The following is a 14,395-nucleotide window of genomic DNA, read 5'->3' on the forward strand; positions in this document are numbered from 1 at the left end:
CTTATTTACGATGAATTAAGTAAAGATAACAAGTTAACTTCCGCTCTCTGGGGAAGAAATTTTTCTTTGAATGATCAAAAGTGTGTTTATTGGGATAGCTATGATCAAGCAGTTAGTTAATAATAAAATACTACTCTACATTATTATTCCTTTTTTTTCAGGATGGTCTGCAGTTGCTTATAGCACAGAGATGGGTAACTTTTCCAATGCCACTCATCAATATTCCAGTTATGCAGAATTTGCATCATCAGTCTGCTTACCTTGCCATTATCAGAATATTCCAAATGGTACAGATTTACGTAAACTATTCCCCAACCCGTCCGAGGCAGAACTCAAAAGCATTCTTTTACCGATACTAAAAGATGGTAATATGCCACCTAATGAGTTGTACAGAGAAATTCTCTATAACAAATTTTTACTAATATAATAATTGCTTACAGTAGGGTGGAATAGCGTAGTGTTTTCCACCACAAGAGACATACCATACGCTGGCAACACTAAAAATGTCGGAAAACGCTAGCTATTCCGAGCTACGCATTATCGTATCTCCTTCACCATGAGAAATTCAGTAAGCTTTTAATTTTATTATACTGGGGGCAGGTAATCTGACATTAACCTTAGCGGACTAAAGTCCGCTCTACCCAGGTCATTACAAATCCTCTTCCACCATTGGCGCTTCTCTCTGCTCTTCCGTCTGGATTTCTATACCATCATAACCTCTTAGCACCTGATCGGCACCTGGAGTAAAGTCATCCTGATCATAATAAATGCCGGTAAGTTTTCGCCTAAATTCATCAGTAACCTTACGCGCATCAAATTTATTGGCGACAACACGCGGTGTAATAACCACTACCAATTCATCTTTGATTACCTTTTTACCCTGGATACCAAATAACCAGCCGATATAAGGAATATCTTTTAAATAAGGAACCCCGGTATTGGTAAAGGTATGTTGCTCATTGATCAACCCCCCTAGCACGACACTTTCACCATCGACAACAGTAACAGTTGTCTGTATCTGGCGTTTTAATATAGTGGGTGAATCAATATTAGATGTTCCCCCGGCTGATGTTGTTTTTGAGGCCGTGTCAACACTCTGGTCTATCTCTAAAATCACCATGCCGCTAGCATTGACCCTTGGTTTTACCTTTAAGATAACTCCAGTATCCAGCATTTCAATATTACTGGTCTGTATTGGATTAACTGAGCCGCTGGTATTGGTAGATTCAGTGGTTCTAATGGGAACTGAGTCACCCACTTTAATGGTAGCCTCCTGGTTATTTAACACCATCAACGAAGGAGACGAAAGTACATTAATTTTCTCATCTTTAGCCAGGGCGCTAAATATTAAACGAACATCGCTATTATTCGATAATAGCCCATATGAGAAACCACCTGATGCTGCTGCAGTAGCTAGCCCAGCTAACGTGGGCGATCCTACCCGTCCAATCCCTGATCCATTCGACCCACTATGTCGAAACAGCCACTGCACGCCATAAGACAAATCATCATCGAGTTTAACTGCAACAATCGTCGCATCAATTAATACCTGCAAAGGCATTACATCCAGATGCTTGATAATTTTACTCAGTGCTCTGTATTGCTGAGGTTCCGCCATGATAATCAATGCATTATTAGGTTCATCGGCAATAATAGTCACCCCCTCTAAAGATGCATTCCCCTGACTACGGCTAGTAGTTAACCTGGCCACTTTTTTGGACGTATCCTTTTTATTACTAATACTCGCTATTTTACTGCCGGGCGCGATTGAGAGTGTTTTACTTTTAGTGGGTGCGATACCGCTGATCACTGAACTTAAAGTCGCGGCTAACTCCGTTGCGTCAACATATTGCACTTTATAGACAATCACCCCGCCTTCGCCAATCACTCCATTTTGCTGGTCTAATCTATCTATCCATTTCTTTGCTTCTTTTAAATATTCTCTTTGCTGAGTAATGACCAGAATAGCATTCAAGTGTTTTATAGTAATAAAGCGCAGCATTCCCGATAATGGATTTTGCTCACCTTTATTAAATATAGCCTCAATATCAGCGACAGTACTCCCGACTTCTGTGTTTTCCAGAGGATATAAGCCAAAAGACATTCCCGCAATATAATTAACATCAAAGGTGTTGACTAGATCGATTATTTTTCTTAATTCCTGCTGCGTTCCAGCAACAAATAACAGGTTTCGTGCCAGGTCAATTTTAATAATTGCTTTAGCGGGCACAATTGGCTTTATCACCTCAGCCATATCTGCAGCACCTACATACTGCAGCGGTATGACTTTTACCTGGTAGCCTGAGCTAATTATTTCATCGTCTAACAGAGTAGTATCTGCTACATGCACTCCCTTGGCATCAGGTTCAATTCTGTACAAGCCCTCGCGCTTAATTAACACTGCACCATTGATACGTAACAACATCTCCAGAGTTGGTAGCAGGTCATCTTTATGCAGTGGTTTGGTCGTTTGTAACGTAATACTACCTTTAACCGCAGGGCTCAACAGATAATTTTCCTGCAGCATATCACTAAGAATGATTTTGCTGACTTCGCCTATATCTGCAGCATCAAAATTGATTGAATACTTTCCATCTGTCTTCGATTGAACGATTCCATGCTTCGGATTTTTAGCCATAAACTCGCCAGAACCGATAAACTCTTCGTTACGCACCCCCGCAACTTCAGCTTTGATATCTTCTTCGTTACCTAATTGTGAAAATACTACTGCATCGTCTGCTTCTGTCTCAGTAGTGAGTGTTGACTCTTCTGTCTGCGAAACTTTATCTTTACTGGTATCGTCCAACTCTATACCTTCTTCAATCGGTATTTTAATACCTAATTTTGGACCTAAATGGATTTTGTTCAGGGACTCACAAGCCGTTAAAGTGAGACTACTGATCACTACAATGCTGAGAAGGATTATGCGTTTTCTATAAGAATTCATTCTTACTTCTTAATTTTCTGTTTAAAAGGATTGGTCTTACGTTTTTTTCTTGATTTAACTTTTTTGTGCTTACGCGGTTTTGCTAATAATATTTCATCGACATTTTCATCGGCAGAAATAATCACCCGATCATGTTTTATTTCTTTAATTAGCCAGCCGTTGATTTCCTCACCTTGCTTCATGCGCTGAAACTTCGGTTCTTCGGGTTTAGCCTTTGGGTTATGAAATAAGGCATACGTACCGATAGGCGAATCGATAATCCCTATCAAAGGCATGCTACTTTTCTCAAGTACCTTTACTTCCTCTTCTGGCTTTTTATCATCTTGTTCACTCTCTTCCGGCACAAAGGGTACACGAGAAGTAAAAAATAAAGGTCGTTCTATCAGTTCATGATAATCTGTGATTGCCTGGTCTTTAAATTTTGTGCTGGGAACCTCTTGCAAAGTGAACCCTGAACTTTGCACATTGTCTATTTCTTGCAGAATTTGTACTCGATAACTTTCACGATGGCTTCCCTGCCATGTCATTAAGATAATTATCAGCACACTGCAGAATAAAAATAATAATGTTACGCTATATTCCCATTTAAGCTGTTTCATTACACTTGCTTCCTCATGTAACTGGAAACCTCCAGAGTCACCACGACATTTCCCGTTTGCTCTGTTTTACGTGTCTTTCTATTGCGTTTTTTGGGGGCGGGCACCACAGTAACATTTTCAATAATCATAAAAGTTTTTTCACCTTCAATCTCATATAAAAGGCTTCTGAGCATCTCCATATCACCAGTTAATTTTACCTTTACTGCAATTCGTACTATTCCATCCTGTTCTTTATTAGGCAAAACCTGGGAGCTACTCAATTCACCACCTGCCTGTACTGCCATAGCTTTAATACTATTTTGTAATTCTGCTGTTGCCAGAGAAGAGGATACTTGCGTATTAAAATAGCCTAAAGCATTAATTTCCTTTCGCCCTTGCTCAATATCGAGCAAAACTTCTTCACGACTGGCAATGACTCTCTGATATCGCTTAATTCGAAATACCTGTTCATCAATATCATCATTTATTTCGCTTAAGCTGTTTAGCCACGGCATCACAACAAGCATTCCTACACTGATAATAATACCGAATAATAGGCCTAGTGCCAGCCAGCGTTGTTGTGTGTTATTCAGCGTCTGCATTTTGTTTGATTATGACTTCTGTTGATATTTTAAAGCGCTCTAATCCGGATCTATTATCTTTTGTTACCGGAGATATAAATTTGGTGTTACTAAAATTTGTTGTTTTTTCCAGAGAGGCAATTAAATTTGATGCACTGCCAGATTGCCCCGTTAACTGCAAAGTATTATTAAAATAGCGCCATTGCGAAACCCAGGTATCATCACCAAAAACCTCGGTCACTGTATTCATCAGTTCCACCAGTGATGGAGCTGCTTTTTTCTTATCAATAAGTACCTGCGTTGCCTGAAATAGATAATCTATACTTTTTTTAGAATCTTCTATCTCACGCGCTATTTTCTCAACTTTTCGTGAGCGTTGTTTTAATTCATTTAATTGCTCTGTTGCTCTGCCTAAAGGGATAACCATTAATGCAATAATTAAAGTAAAAGTCAGTAATATAGAGCCAAGCATAATAAATAGAGGCTTTTTATTCGCTTTCTGACATAGGTTCTTAGGTAATAAATTATATTGGCTATGGCTCTTGTCAGGACTGACTAGCTGAGCTTGAGAATCCGCATAAAATGGTTGCAAACCTAAACTAAGGCATTGCTGATACATGTTTTCCAGGGTAGATTTTTTTACCAATACCAGCAACAAATGAATCAAAGCCTTATTATTTGCCAGGCCTTGCTTGATAAAATCGAAGTAAACCTGCTCCGCATGAAAGGGAGTATAACGATCCAGTTCATAAGTCATAACCTGGCGTAGGTTAGCTTCTGCCGCAGCAGGTAAAAATACATCCTGAGTGACAGATAAAGCTTCAGGCACACGCAAGATAATTTTCGCATCGCTATATTCCTTATTACCAGAAATTAAGCTTTGCACCTCTTCCTTACCCAGCTCATTAATTTCAAACTCCCCCAACTGCGTTTCCTGCAGCTGGTTAACAAAGCTGACTTTCGCAGTCTCTGAGTTTATCTCAACAACTAACTGACATTTATCTCGTGCCAGGGCATCAAGAAACTTTCGGGGTACAAAAAAACTTAATTGCTGCCACCACCATTTAAAAAACAGCGATACATCAATCTCACTATCCAGATTTAACATATTAATTAATTACCCTGTCATTATTTACCGGCAAAAACAAAGAGGGCATGGGATAATTCTCGGCCCATTTTAGTGTTTCAAAAGGTAAACCATTTTTTGCTCTACCTCGTTTAATAACTGTCATTATCTTTTCAGTGATACTTCCATCTATCATCGCTTCAGCAATAATCATATAAGCGCTACTCTTACCCCCGCCTTTATACCATTCTGGCTGAGCAACAGGCTCTCCATTACGCTCACTATCCGCACGCTGTAGCAGGTATTCATCGACCATGGCCTCATCGACATCAGCTAAGGTCAACAATACTTCGCGAGTCGCTGCCGCTGGGTTAACTTTCTTGTTTGTTGTGTAGACACTTATTAACCCTTCTAGCTGACGATATATTTCCCTTGTCATTCCCATTACCATCTGTACTTCTTCTGAGCTTTTAAATAAGTCATTCCGCGGTGAATAATTTAAACCAGCGTCTTCATACTGCTGCTTTTCTGCACCATTGAGCCGGTGTAAATCATTTCTATCACGCCAGTCCAGAATCGCATCACTTAAACTATCAGCGAGTGTCTCTTCTACCGCTAATGATTCAAATAACTGTTGCAGTTGTTCCTTGCTGGCCTGATTGACATTGATCTTGCCAGCCTCATCGGCAATCAGTATACGAATTCTTTTACCTGCGAATTCTATTTCATACAAACTACTATTTGTCTTCCAGCGCTGTTCTGAGTCCTTAGTAAACAGCATCAGAATGGCATAATTAATACCTGCTTCAGCAAGCGCCGCAGCGGTTGCTTTTTCCTTTAGGTTTCCTGTTATCGTTGTTTCGCGCTGTATTGTCAGGGCAAAGCTACTAGCCATAATGGTTAATAAAGTAATGACCCATAACACGACAATCAGTGCGAGCCCTTTATTCGCTCTCATTAGCACTCACAAATTTGCCGCCGACAATACCAAAAGATGAGTCTGACTTGGTATCACCAAAAGTGCTATCAATTTTTAGAGCAACAACCAGTTGCGGCCAGATTTCACCATCTACCAGTTCAATATCAATACTAACTAATTTAGGTAGGCTATCCATCTCCAACCAGTCATTGTGCCACACTGGATCATTATTTCTAGCATCGCTATCGGAACCAAAATAGGCAAACTGCAAACTATGAATTTTCTTTAAAATAACAATCGGCTCTTCTATCCCTTGCTGCCCCTCATCCTGTGGAAAAAAAGGCTGTATTTCAACCTGTAAGTAACTCCCTTGCTCATCTCTATCCGCTCGTCTCAAACTCATTTTAAAACGCTGCAAACCTAATCTGCCAGCGCTCGCAGGCATGGCAGCAACAAATTGTATCTGGCTCTGATCACCTTGAAATGAAAACTCTGGCTCTTCTAAAAAATCACCGTCGAGAGGGACGGTTGCATGTAATTTACTTTGTAAAAAATTCTGGATAACTGCCGCCTGACTCACCTGAGCAATTTTCTTCTCTCCGGCATTCCAGTTTTGCACACAAATTCTTAAACTGGCAAACAGCAACAACATCATGATACTCATGATACTCATGCCAATCAGAACTTCCAATAAAGTAAAGCCTCGCTGATGTGCTTTATACTCAGTTATCATTGTTCTTTTGACAGCTTAATTGTAGTGAGTTCAAACTGTCGATTATTTCTACCAGCTAACCACTCTACCGTAACAGTAACCTGATAAGGTAACACACTTTCTTCTTCTAAATCCAAACCCATCGACTCTAGATTAAAGGCTTGAACCTGAACAGACCAGAAATATTTACCCTCTATTTCTCCTGCCTGTGTACCATTATCCAGTGGCTCTTCAATACCTGCAGCGGCAAGCCTGGATTGCGCTATGATCACCGCCTGCTGATATTCTTCAGAGACCATCGTACGCCGTAGCCCTCCGGAAAAAATATTTAACAAAATAGTTAAAGAAAAAGCCAGAATAGAAAAAGCAATGAGTATTTCCAGCAAAGAAAACCCTTGCTGTGAGCGCTGCTTACCAATCATCAATTTCAACTTGCCCAGTTAACCAGTTGACATCTAACTGACGCTTATTTTCACCTAGTTCCAGCGTGATACGCCCGCCCGTCGAAGACCCGTCAGAGAAAAAGCGTATTCCCCCCTGATTTTTATCTATAATCTGTGACTGAGCCGCATCTAAAGTCACGGTTATATCTTTCGTTATTTTATAGACTTTTTTTCTGTCCGTTAACTGATAAGTGTTACCTTCTAAATTCAGTAAAAATACAGTTTCTTTACGGTGCGTTAGCGCATGCCCCCGAGCAAAGCGTAGTGCCGAAGCAATTTCTCGCGCTGCCGCATTTAAACTAGCTGTTTGATTGCCAGAACCTATATTAGGCGCGGCTACAGCCACAGCCATAGCAATAATCACTATCACTAATAGTAACTCTATTAGCGTAAAACCCTGCCTATGCAGAGCGGATTTTAGTCCGCTACTATCTGAAGCACAAAGTAGCGGACTAAAGTCCGCTCTACTGTAATAGCTATCTTTAATTATTCCCAACTATTAATATCCTGATCTTCTCCATCACCACCGGCTACATTATCGGCACCTAATGAATATAAATCAAAGCGCCCATGCTTACCTGGCGAAGTATAATGATAATCATAAATCCACGGATCCTGAGGTACATTATTTTTACGTAAATAAGGGCCATTCCACAAACGAGCATCCGAAGGTTTTCCAACCAATGCTTTCAAGCCTTCGCTAGTAGAAGGGTAACGACCTACATCCATTTTGTACATATCCAGCGCACCAGCCAGATCTTCAATTTGTACTCTGGCTGTTTTCGTTTTTGCTCCGCTTAAATGCTTCATGACCTGAGGCCCAACCAGACCAGCTAATAGGCCAATAATGGCCAAAACCACTAATAACTCGATTAATGTAAAGCCGCGCATCGTATTATTCGTCTTTTTCATTGCTATTCTCATCTTTATTGATTCTCTCTCATTAAAACGCTAAATCATTAACACTTAAAATTGCTGACAAAATGGAAATGATAATACCCGCAATCAGTAAGCCTAAGGTAACAATTAAAAGCGGCTCCATCATCGCCAACATACGCTCAATGGTTATTTTAAGCTGCTTATCGTAAGTATTTGCCGTTCGCTCCAGCATTTCTTCCATTTTACCTGTTTCTTCACCCATTTTAATCATCTGGGTTGCCATTTTAGGAAATTGTCCGGATTCGATTAAAGCACTGGACATATCTTTCCCTTGTTTCAGGTTTTCTTCCGCTTCAGTTAATGCCTGCACTAACACAAGATTGCTTATCGTCCCTTTAACAATACCTAGTGCTGTTAATATCGGTACTCCATTGGCTAAAAGCGTGCCTAAAGTACGCGTAAAATTGGTGGTACTCATATTACGAATGATTTCACCGACCAGCGGGAGTGATAAAATAGCCCTATCCCATTTGGCTTTTCTTGGCCCAATACTCAGCTCATAGCGCATAGTAAAATAGGTGCCAGTGCCCAGTGTAAATAAAACCCACCAGTAACTTTGTAGCCATTCGGCGGTACCTACTACAATTTGTGTCGATATTGGTAGTTCTTTTCCGGCACTTTCAAACATTTCGGTAAATTGAGGCACCACAAAAGTTAGCAATAAAAAGACTGAGCCTACCGCCATAACAACCAGAATAATCGGGTAAATCATTGCGGTACTAACCGTATCTTTTAATTCTTTAGACTTTTCTATATATTCAGATAACTGCCCAAGAACAATATCCACACTACCACCCGCCTCTCCAGCGCGTAACATATTAATATAAAACCGCGAAAATGCACTAGATTCGGACTGCAAGGCATCGGCCAGATTTACCCCGCCTTTTACCTGCTCCAGTACATTTTTGATCAGCCTGTGTATTTTAGAATCTTCTTCTATAAGATCCATTAAAACCACTAAAGATCTATCTATCGGTAATCCAGCCTGTAGCAGGGTCGCTAGTTCTTTAGTAAACAGACCAATATCTTTTTGCGTAAGCCCCTCTTTATCCCTCTTAAAAGAAAATAGATAGGCCGATTTTAACCCTGCTTGAGAGACTTTAACAGGGATACACCCTTCTTCCTGCAACAGTCTGACCACAGTAGCTTCATCTTTTGCTTCTTTTGTGCCTTCCTGTTCCACGCCTTCAGCATTAACGGCTTTATAGCTAAATAAAGTCACCTTATTCTTCCGTGGCCACTCGCAACACTTCATCTAAAGTAGTCAGGCCTTTTACTGCTTTCGCCAGACCGTCCTGATAAATTGATAGCATACCGCCCCGAACTGCTTCTTCCTGGATCAATCCAGACTCCTTGTGTTCCATAACCATTTTTCTTAAGCTATCATTCATAACCAGAAACTCAATAATCGCTAAACGCCCACTATAGCCAATACCACCACATTCTTTGCATCCAGTAGCCTGATATAGTGTCAATTCCCCATTTTTCAAGAAGCGGCTTAGACCTTTTTCCTGTATAACTTCAGCTAATGGCTGATAAGGTTCCCGGCAATGCATACATAATTTTCTAACTAAACGCTGAGCTAAAATACCATTTACCGTAGAGGTCAAAAGATAATCATCCAGACCCATATCCAATAATCTGGCTAGCGCCCCTGCAGCATCATTAGTATGCAATGTCGACAACACCACGTGCCCTGTTAACGCAGATTGCACCGCAATTTTTGCAGTTTCCAGGTCACGCATTTCCCCGATCATGATGACATCTGGATCCTGTCGAACAATAGAGCGCAATGCACTACTAAAGGTTAAGCCAATTTTCGGTTTAGCCTGAATCTGATTAACTCCATTTAACTGGTACTCAACCGGATCTTCAACAGTGATAATCTTTTTTTCAGGGGTATTCAACTGACTTAGCGCAGTATATAAAGTGGTCGATTTACCACTACCAGTCGGGCCAGTGATCAGGATAATACCATGTGGTTTACCCAGTACCTCGATAAACAAATCTTCATTTGCCTGTTCAAAACCTAATGAAGCAAAATTGAAAACCACATTTTCCTTATCTAATAACCGTATCACCACACTTTCGCCATACATGGTCGGTGTCGTAGATACACGCAGATCAATTTCCTTACCCTGCATCTGAATTTTAATACGCCCATCCTGTGGCAAACGACGTTCAGCAATATTTAACTTGGCCATCAGCTTTATTCTGGAAATAACGGCAGCCGTCGCGCTTACTGGTGGCCCTTCTATTTTTTGTAGCACGCCATCAATGCGCAAGCGAATAATTAAACTATCTTCAAAGGGTTCAAAATGAATATCTGATGCTTTACTTTCCAGAGCACGCTGGAAAATAAGGTTGACCATACGAATAACGGGCGCTTCACTCGCCAGGTCTTTTAAATGTTCAATATCATCCAGTGATTCATTAGCACCCAGGTCATCCGTAATCTGGCCCATCTGAGATTTTCCTTCATCATACTGAGACTCGATTGCTTTATCGATATCAGATAAAACACCTATTTTTAATTCAATCTCAGCATCACAAATCAGCTGCAATAACTGCAATACAACGGCATTCTCAGGATCCATAACAGCAACAACAACTTTATCCTCATCTGCCTTAATACCCACTAAATGATATTCCCTTAAAAAACGCAAGGAAACTTGCTCAGGTAACACCGGAGTATCTGGGTATTCTTCAGGTTTAACAATAGCTAGTTCGGTCACTTTTGCCAGAGCATTTGCCACATCTTTTTCAGAACACAGGCCCAGCTTTACCAGCAACAAAGGCAACCCTGTCTCTTGCATCTGCTCTCTGATTTTTGCAACTTTATTTAAATCATTTTCACGCAGTGACTGCTGTGCAATTAGCGTCTCAATAAATTTTTGATGACTCATACAAGATTTTTTAGAGGTGTAAATACAACAACTTGCGCAGTTGATGTTGAGTTTTCCTTAACTTTAAAGGTTTAACTTGATAAGTATAACAAAAAATAGACCTTTTACTGGAAAAGTGCGCATAAAAACCCGTATAAAAGTAATGCTTCGTAGCGCGATGGGTAAATTGGATTAAAAGCGCATTAATACAGGCTGATAGGCATATAATGCACTCAAATGATGCACCAGCGCATGCTGCCCTTGCTCCTGCCACAGTTCCGTCATTTTTCTTTGAATAGCCTAGTATCTCAATTCAAGGATACTACTCTCCTGAGTATCCTGCTTCATCTTTTGCACCTGAGCCAGCCACATTTGACTTGCCCCCATCATAAAAAAAGGCCAGGTTTTTTCGCACGCTTTCAGGCCAGGCTGCGTCACTCGTGTCCGCCAGCGTTGCGCCTAAATTAATCGCTAAAGGATCATAGCTCACCTTAAGTAATAGTTGATCCTTTTTTAATTGTGCCAATAATTGATTACTCTGCAATTGCTGATAAATACTGACAGCACTTGCTTTAGAACTGTAAAAGATAAAACTAAATACATGCCCAGTCTGATCATGTACGGCACGGCGATGTACGCGCCAGCAAATAAGCTGTTGAGTATATTGCTCCAGTAAAGGGCTAATGACTTCACCAGCAAGCAAAGTACCAAGGTACCAGTTCGGCTCCTGACCTTTTTCCCAGTTCAAGCTAAACCGGGCCGCATACCATGATTTACCCACATCATTTAGCACTGCCTTATCTGGCTGCGGATGAGCAGTGACTGGTATTTGCCTATGGGTACAAGCACTTAATAAAGATATAAGCAAAATCAGGTAAATTTTTCTGCTGCCTGAAAACAATAATCGCTGAACCATTATGCTACTTTTATTCTATGATTGACTGGAAAACCAGAGTAAATGAAAATAACCACCTTAAACCTAGAAAAATCAGTTGCCCACGGTTTCTAGCACAAGTTCTTGATTCCACAGCACTTCAAAAAATGCCCGCTTAACCTATGGGTGAAGCTAAGATTTTTTTAAAGCACTGTAAAAGCAATACCTTGCACTATAAACTCGCATTTAACTGATTTTTCTAGGTTAAACCCTTAGGAGTCAAAATTAATTAATCTCCGAAACTAAATAGTAGCCCATATGAAGCTGGCGGAATACGGGGAATAGGAGTCTCTGCTCATCCTGTATTACGCTGGCTTCATACAGGCTACATTTATATCCCGATTGGATACCATAGCTGTCAAAAACACCTGGAATCAAGACCAAGCCAAGCTTTCTCAGGCGCGCCATGCTACCTCACAACATTCTGGGACTCCTGTCACCATGTAGCATGGCGCGCCTATGCCTGTAAAAAATGGCGACCACTATCCACCAAACTGATGCAACGTAACATCCCAAGACGAATAAAGCCAATATCGTTTAGTCCTGGGCATGCTCGCTTCCACAAAGGGTAACGTTCTGCTGATACGGCATTGTCCATGCTCTTATTGCAGTGATCAAAAATAAAGGCATTCAGTGTCTGGGATTCGTACATGAGAGTTTCCGATTATAAGGTTTATAAAACGGAAAATTATAAAAAAATGTTTTTCGTAATTGCAAGCTTTATTTTAGGTTTTTTGTTGTTTTTCCATGTGCTTATCCTGCGAAGAATTTTTAGGATTGATTAAAAATCTGGGAGTAGGACAAGATAATCGCATACCGCCTCTAAAATAAGGCATACTCTCTAAGTTTCTTAGCTATTGTTGCTTTCAATGGAAACACTGATGATAAACATGGCAAAACCACCTAAAATAAACCTCGATACACCAGCATTGTGTATTTCAGCTACTCAATAATTGGGAAACTTCAGTTAATAATAACAAGGTGAGTAATAGCATAAAGCCTAAACCGCGTTTAGTAGGCAATATATAAATGTGTCTATAGCTTAAGCGTATTGGTTTTGTCGATGTTGGCGAACTCATGAATATAATTTGTTATGAAAATCTCTTTTACCCATACTTTCGTGTTTTTCGCGCCTTTCGTGGTAGTTATTATTAAATCCTCGCTCCTTAGGGAATAGCAACATTTGCCAGCAAGGGCGCGACTATATTTTCTGAGTTACTATGCCCGGCACGCAAACGGTGGCCAGCCACTGATGCCAATATTGCCTGTACATCCTCGGGAATAACAGACTCTCGCTGCTGCATATAGGCCCAGGATTTAGCAGCATTTAACATTGCCAGTCCCGCCCTCGGCGACAACCCCAACAAATACTCTTCAGACTCGCGGGTAAATTTTATCAATGCCTGTATGTAGTCCAGCAAAGCAGGCGAAACATAGATACCCTTTACTGCCTGTTGCATTTCTAATAGTTTTTCCACTGGCAGCTGTACTTTTAGCGTCTCGATCAATTTGTATCGATTCTGGCCGGTCAATAATTCTCGTTCAGCATCGTGATCAGGATAGCCCAGCTCTATACGCATTAAAAAACGATCTAATTGGGATTCAGGCAAGGGGAATGTACCCAGCTGATGACTTGGGTTTTGCGTCGCGATAACAAAAAATGGCTCTGGCAAAGGATAGGTTACACCCTCAACTGTTACTTGTTGCTCTTCCATTGCCTCTAATAAGGCACTTTGCGCTTTAGGTGTCGCACGATTAATTTCATCGGCTAAAACCATCTGCTTAAAAATGGCACCTATATGAAAAGTAAATTGATGCTGCTCAGGGTTGTATATCGTGGCGCCAATGATATCCGAGGGTAAAAGATCACTGTAAACTGGATACGTTGATATTCCAGCCCCATCAGTTTTGCCAGGGTATGAGCCAGAGTAGTTTTTCCAACGCCGGGTATATCTTCAATCAGTAAATGCCCTCCTGTTAAGAGACAGCACAGTGAAAGCCGAATTTGTTGCTCCTTGCCCAATATAATATTATTTGCTGCTTGAATAAGCTGAGCTAGCGTCTGGTGCATAAATATCCTTATTTAAAAATCGATGAATAAAAAACATTAAACCACGAAAGACTCGAAAGGCACGAAAGGTCATTATTTTTTTATTGTAGCTTGGTGCTGACGCATGAATCTGTACATTATGGTCTCACTCTATTATCTTGATAAATCGGTATGACATTGATTTTATTAAGCTGAGGTCCTGTGTTCTGAAGCTGTGAATTATGAAAACAGCGTCCTTACGTCATATCACCTCTAACGAACAAGGTTAGATTGTGATCGCGAAGCGAGCCACAATCTGAACCGTTTGTTGGACAAGCCCGGGGGGATAGTAGAGATTTTGT

At 40.6% G+C, this 14,395-nt stretch carries 14 protein-coding genes and 1 pseudogene; 1 reads left to right on the plus strand and 14 read right to left on the minus strand.

Translation table 11 applies throughout. From position 1 onward, the window contains the following. Positions 1 to 100: 100 nt before the first annotated feature. Positions 101 to 427 carry a hypothetical protein gene (locus CDZ78_RS07665; RefSeq protein WP_140413928.1) on the plus strand — a complete coding sequence of 109 codons (327 nt, stop codon included), beginning with the start codon at positions 101 to 103 and terminating at the stop codon, positions 425 to 427. Between the two features lie 222 nt (positions 428 to 649). Here CDZ78_RS07665 and gspD read toward each other — a convergent pair whose 3' ends face one another. The 14 genes and pseudogenes from gspD to CDZ78_RS07735 form a co-directional block, all read right to left on the minus strand. Beyond that, positions 650 to 2,947, minus strand: a complete 2,298-nt coding sequence (gene gspD, locus CDZ78_RS07670) for a type II secretion system secretin GspD (RefSeq protein WP_087869480.1) — start codon at positions 2,945 to 2,947, stop codon at positions 650 to 652. 2 nt (positions 2,948 to 2,949) lie between these two features. Next, a complete protein-coding gene (locus CDZ78_RS07675) occupies positions 2,950 to 3,546 on the minus strand; it encodes a hypothetical protein (RefSeq protein ID WP_087869481.1) in 597 nt (198 codons plus the stop codon). Further along, entirely contained in the window at positions 3,546 to 4,127 is a 582-nt protein-coding gene (gspM, locus tag CDZ78_RS07680) for a type II secretion system protein GspM (RefSeq protein ID WP_087869482.1), read from the minus strand. The genes CDZ78_RS07675 and gspM overlap by 1 nt, the downstream gene beginning before the upstream one ends. After that, positions 4,111 to 5,214 (minus strand): PilN domain-containing protein, encoded by a 1,104-nt coding sequence (locus tag CDZ78_RS07685; RefSeq protein ID WP_087869483.1) that lies wholly within the window; start codon positions 5,212 to 5,214, stop codon positions 4,111 to 4,113. The genes gspM and CDZ78_RS07685 overlap by 17 nt, the downstream gene beginning before the upstream one ends. A gap of 1 nt (position 5,215) precedes the next feature. After that, positions 5,216 to 6,130 carry a type II secretion system minor pseudopilin gene (locus CDZ78_RS07690; protein ID WP_087869484.1) on the minus strand — a complete coding sequence of 305 codons (915 nt, stop codon included), beginning with the start codon at positions 6,128 to 6,130 and terminating at the stop codon, positions 5,216 to 5,218. Then, positions 6,117 to 6,824, minus strand: a complete 708-nt coding sequence (locus CDZ78_RS07695; protein WP_087869485.1) for a prepilin-type N-terminal cleavage/methylation domain-containing protein — start codon at positions 6,822 to 6,824, stop codon at positions 6,117 to 6,119. The genes CDZ78_RS07690 and CDZ78_RS07695 overlap by 14 nt, the downstream gene beginning before the upstream one ends. Continuing rightward, on the minus strand, positions 6,821 to 7,225 hold the full coding sequence (locus CDZ78_RS07700) for a type IV pilus modification PilV family protein (RefSeq protein ID WP_087869486.1): 405 nt from the start codon (positions 7,223 to 7,225) through the stop codon (positions 6,821 to 6,823). The genes CDZ78_RS07695 and CDZ78_RS07700 overlap by 4 nt, the downstream gene beginning before the upstream one ends. After that, positions 7,215 to 7,742: a GspH/FimT family pseudopilin gene (locus CDZ78_RS07705; protein ID WP_244559184.1), complete on the minus strand. Its 528-nt coding sequence runs from the start codon at positions 7,740 to 7,742 to the stop codon at positions 7,215 to 7,217. Before CDZ78_RS07705 ends, CDZ78_RS07700 begins: the two co-directional genes overlap by 11 nt. Continuing rightward, positions 7,733 to 8,158 carry a type II secretion system major pseudopilin GspG gene (gene gspG, locus CDZ78_RS07710; RefSeq protein ID WP_087869487.1) on the minus strand — a complete coding sequence of 142 codons (426 nt, stop codon included), beginning with the start codon at positions 8,156 to 8,158 and terminating at the stop codon, positions 7,733 to 7,735. The genes CDZ78_RS07705 and gspG overlap by 10 nt, the downstream gene beginning before the upstream one ends. Positions 8,159 to 8,189: 31 nt before the next feature. Beyond that, positions 8,190 to 9,407 carry a type II secretion system F family protein gene (locus CDZ78_RS07715; protein WP_174664565.1) on the minus strand — a complete coding sequence of 406 codons (1,218 nt, stop codon included), beginning with the start codon at positions 9,405 to 9,407 and terminating at the stop codon, positions 8,190 to 8,192. Between the two features lies 1 nt (position 9,408). Further along, positions 9,409 to 11,091, minus strand: a complete 1,683-nt coding sequence (gene gspE, locus CDZ78_RS07720; RefSeq protein ID WP_087869489.1) for a type II secretion system ATPase GspE — start codon at positions 11,089 to 11,091, stop codon at positions 9,409 to 9,411. Between the two features lie 301 nt (positions 11,092 to 11,392). Then, entirely contained in the window at positions 11,393 to 11,986 is a 594-nt protein-coding gene (locus tag CDZ78_RS07725) for a hypothetical protein (protein WP_087869490.1), read from the minus strand. A gap of 475 nt (positions 11,987 to 12,461) precedes the next feature. After that, on the minus strand, positions 12,462 to 12,656 hold the full coding sequence (locus CDZ78_RS07730; protein ID WP_087869491.1) for a hypothetical protein: 195 nt from the start codon (positions 12,654 to 12,656) through the stop codon (positions 12,462 to 12,464). A 514-nt stretch (positions 12,657 to 13,170) separates the two neighbouring features. Continuing rightward, positions 13,171 to 14,075: pseudogene (locus CDZ78_RS07735) on the minus strand (AAA family ATPase). Positions 14,076 to 14,395 lie beyond the last annotated feature (320 nt).

Origin of the sequence: Bathymodiolus platifrons methanotrophic gill symbiont (assembly GCF_002189065.1) — a bacterium.
In the GTDB taxonomy this organism is placed as follows: Bacteria; Pseudomonadota; Gammaproteobacteria; order Methylococcales; family Methylomonadaceae; genus Methyloprofundus.

Bases quoted from the DNA above. Each gene is read 5' to 3' on its own strand.
- CDZ78_RS07665 (WP_140413928.1), top strand. From the start codon at position 101: ATGATCAAGCAGTTAGTTAATAATAAAATACTACTCTACATTATTATT.
- gspE (WP_087869489.1), bottom strand. From the start codon at position 11,091: ATGAGTCATCAAAAATTTATTGAGACGCTAATTGCACAGCAGTCACTG.
- CDZ78_RS07725 (WP_087869490.1), bottom strand. From the start codon at position 11,986: ATGGTTCAGCGATTATTGTTTTCAGGCAGCAGAAAAATTTACCTGATT.
- gspG (WP_087869487.1), bottom strand. From the start codon at position 8,158: ATGAAAAAGACGAATAATACGATGCGCGGCTTTACATTAATCGAGTTA.
- CDZ78_RS07690 (WP_087869484.1), bottom strand. From the start codon at position 6,130: ATGAGAGCGAATAAAGGGCTCGCACTGATTGTCGTGTTATGGGTCATT.
- CDZ78_RS07700 (WP_087869486.1), bottom strand. From the start codon at position 7,225: ATGATTGGTAAGCAGCGCTCACAGCAAGGGTTTTCTTTGCTGGAAATA.
- CDZ78_RS07730 (WP_087869491.1), bottom strand. From the start codon at position 12,656: ATGTACGAATCCCAGACACTGAATGCCTTTATTTTTGATCACTGCAAT.
- CDZ78_RS07685 (WP_087869483.1), bottom strand. From the start codon at position 5,214: ATGTTAAATCTGGATAGTGAGATTGATGTATCGCTGTTTTTTAAATGG.
- CDZ78_RS07675 (WP_087869481.1), bottom strand. From the start codon at position 3,546: ATGAAACAGCTTAAATGGGAATATAGCGTAACATTATTATTTTTATTC.
- gspM (WP_087869482.1), bottom strand. From the start codon at position 4,127: ATGCAGACGCTGAATAACACACAACAACGCTGGCTGGCACTAGGCCTA.
- CDZ78_RS07695 (WP_087869485.1), bottom strand. From the start codon at position 6,824: ATGATAACTGAGTATAAAGCACATCAGCGAGGCTTTACTTTATTGGAA.
- gspD (WP_087869480.1), bottom strand. From the start codon at position 2,947: ATGAATTCTTATAGAAAACGCATAATCCTTCTCAGCATTGTAGTGATC.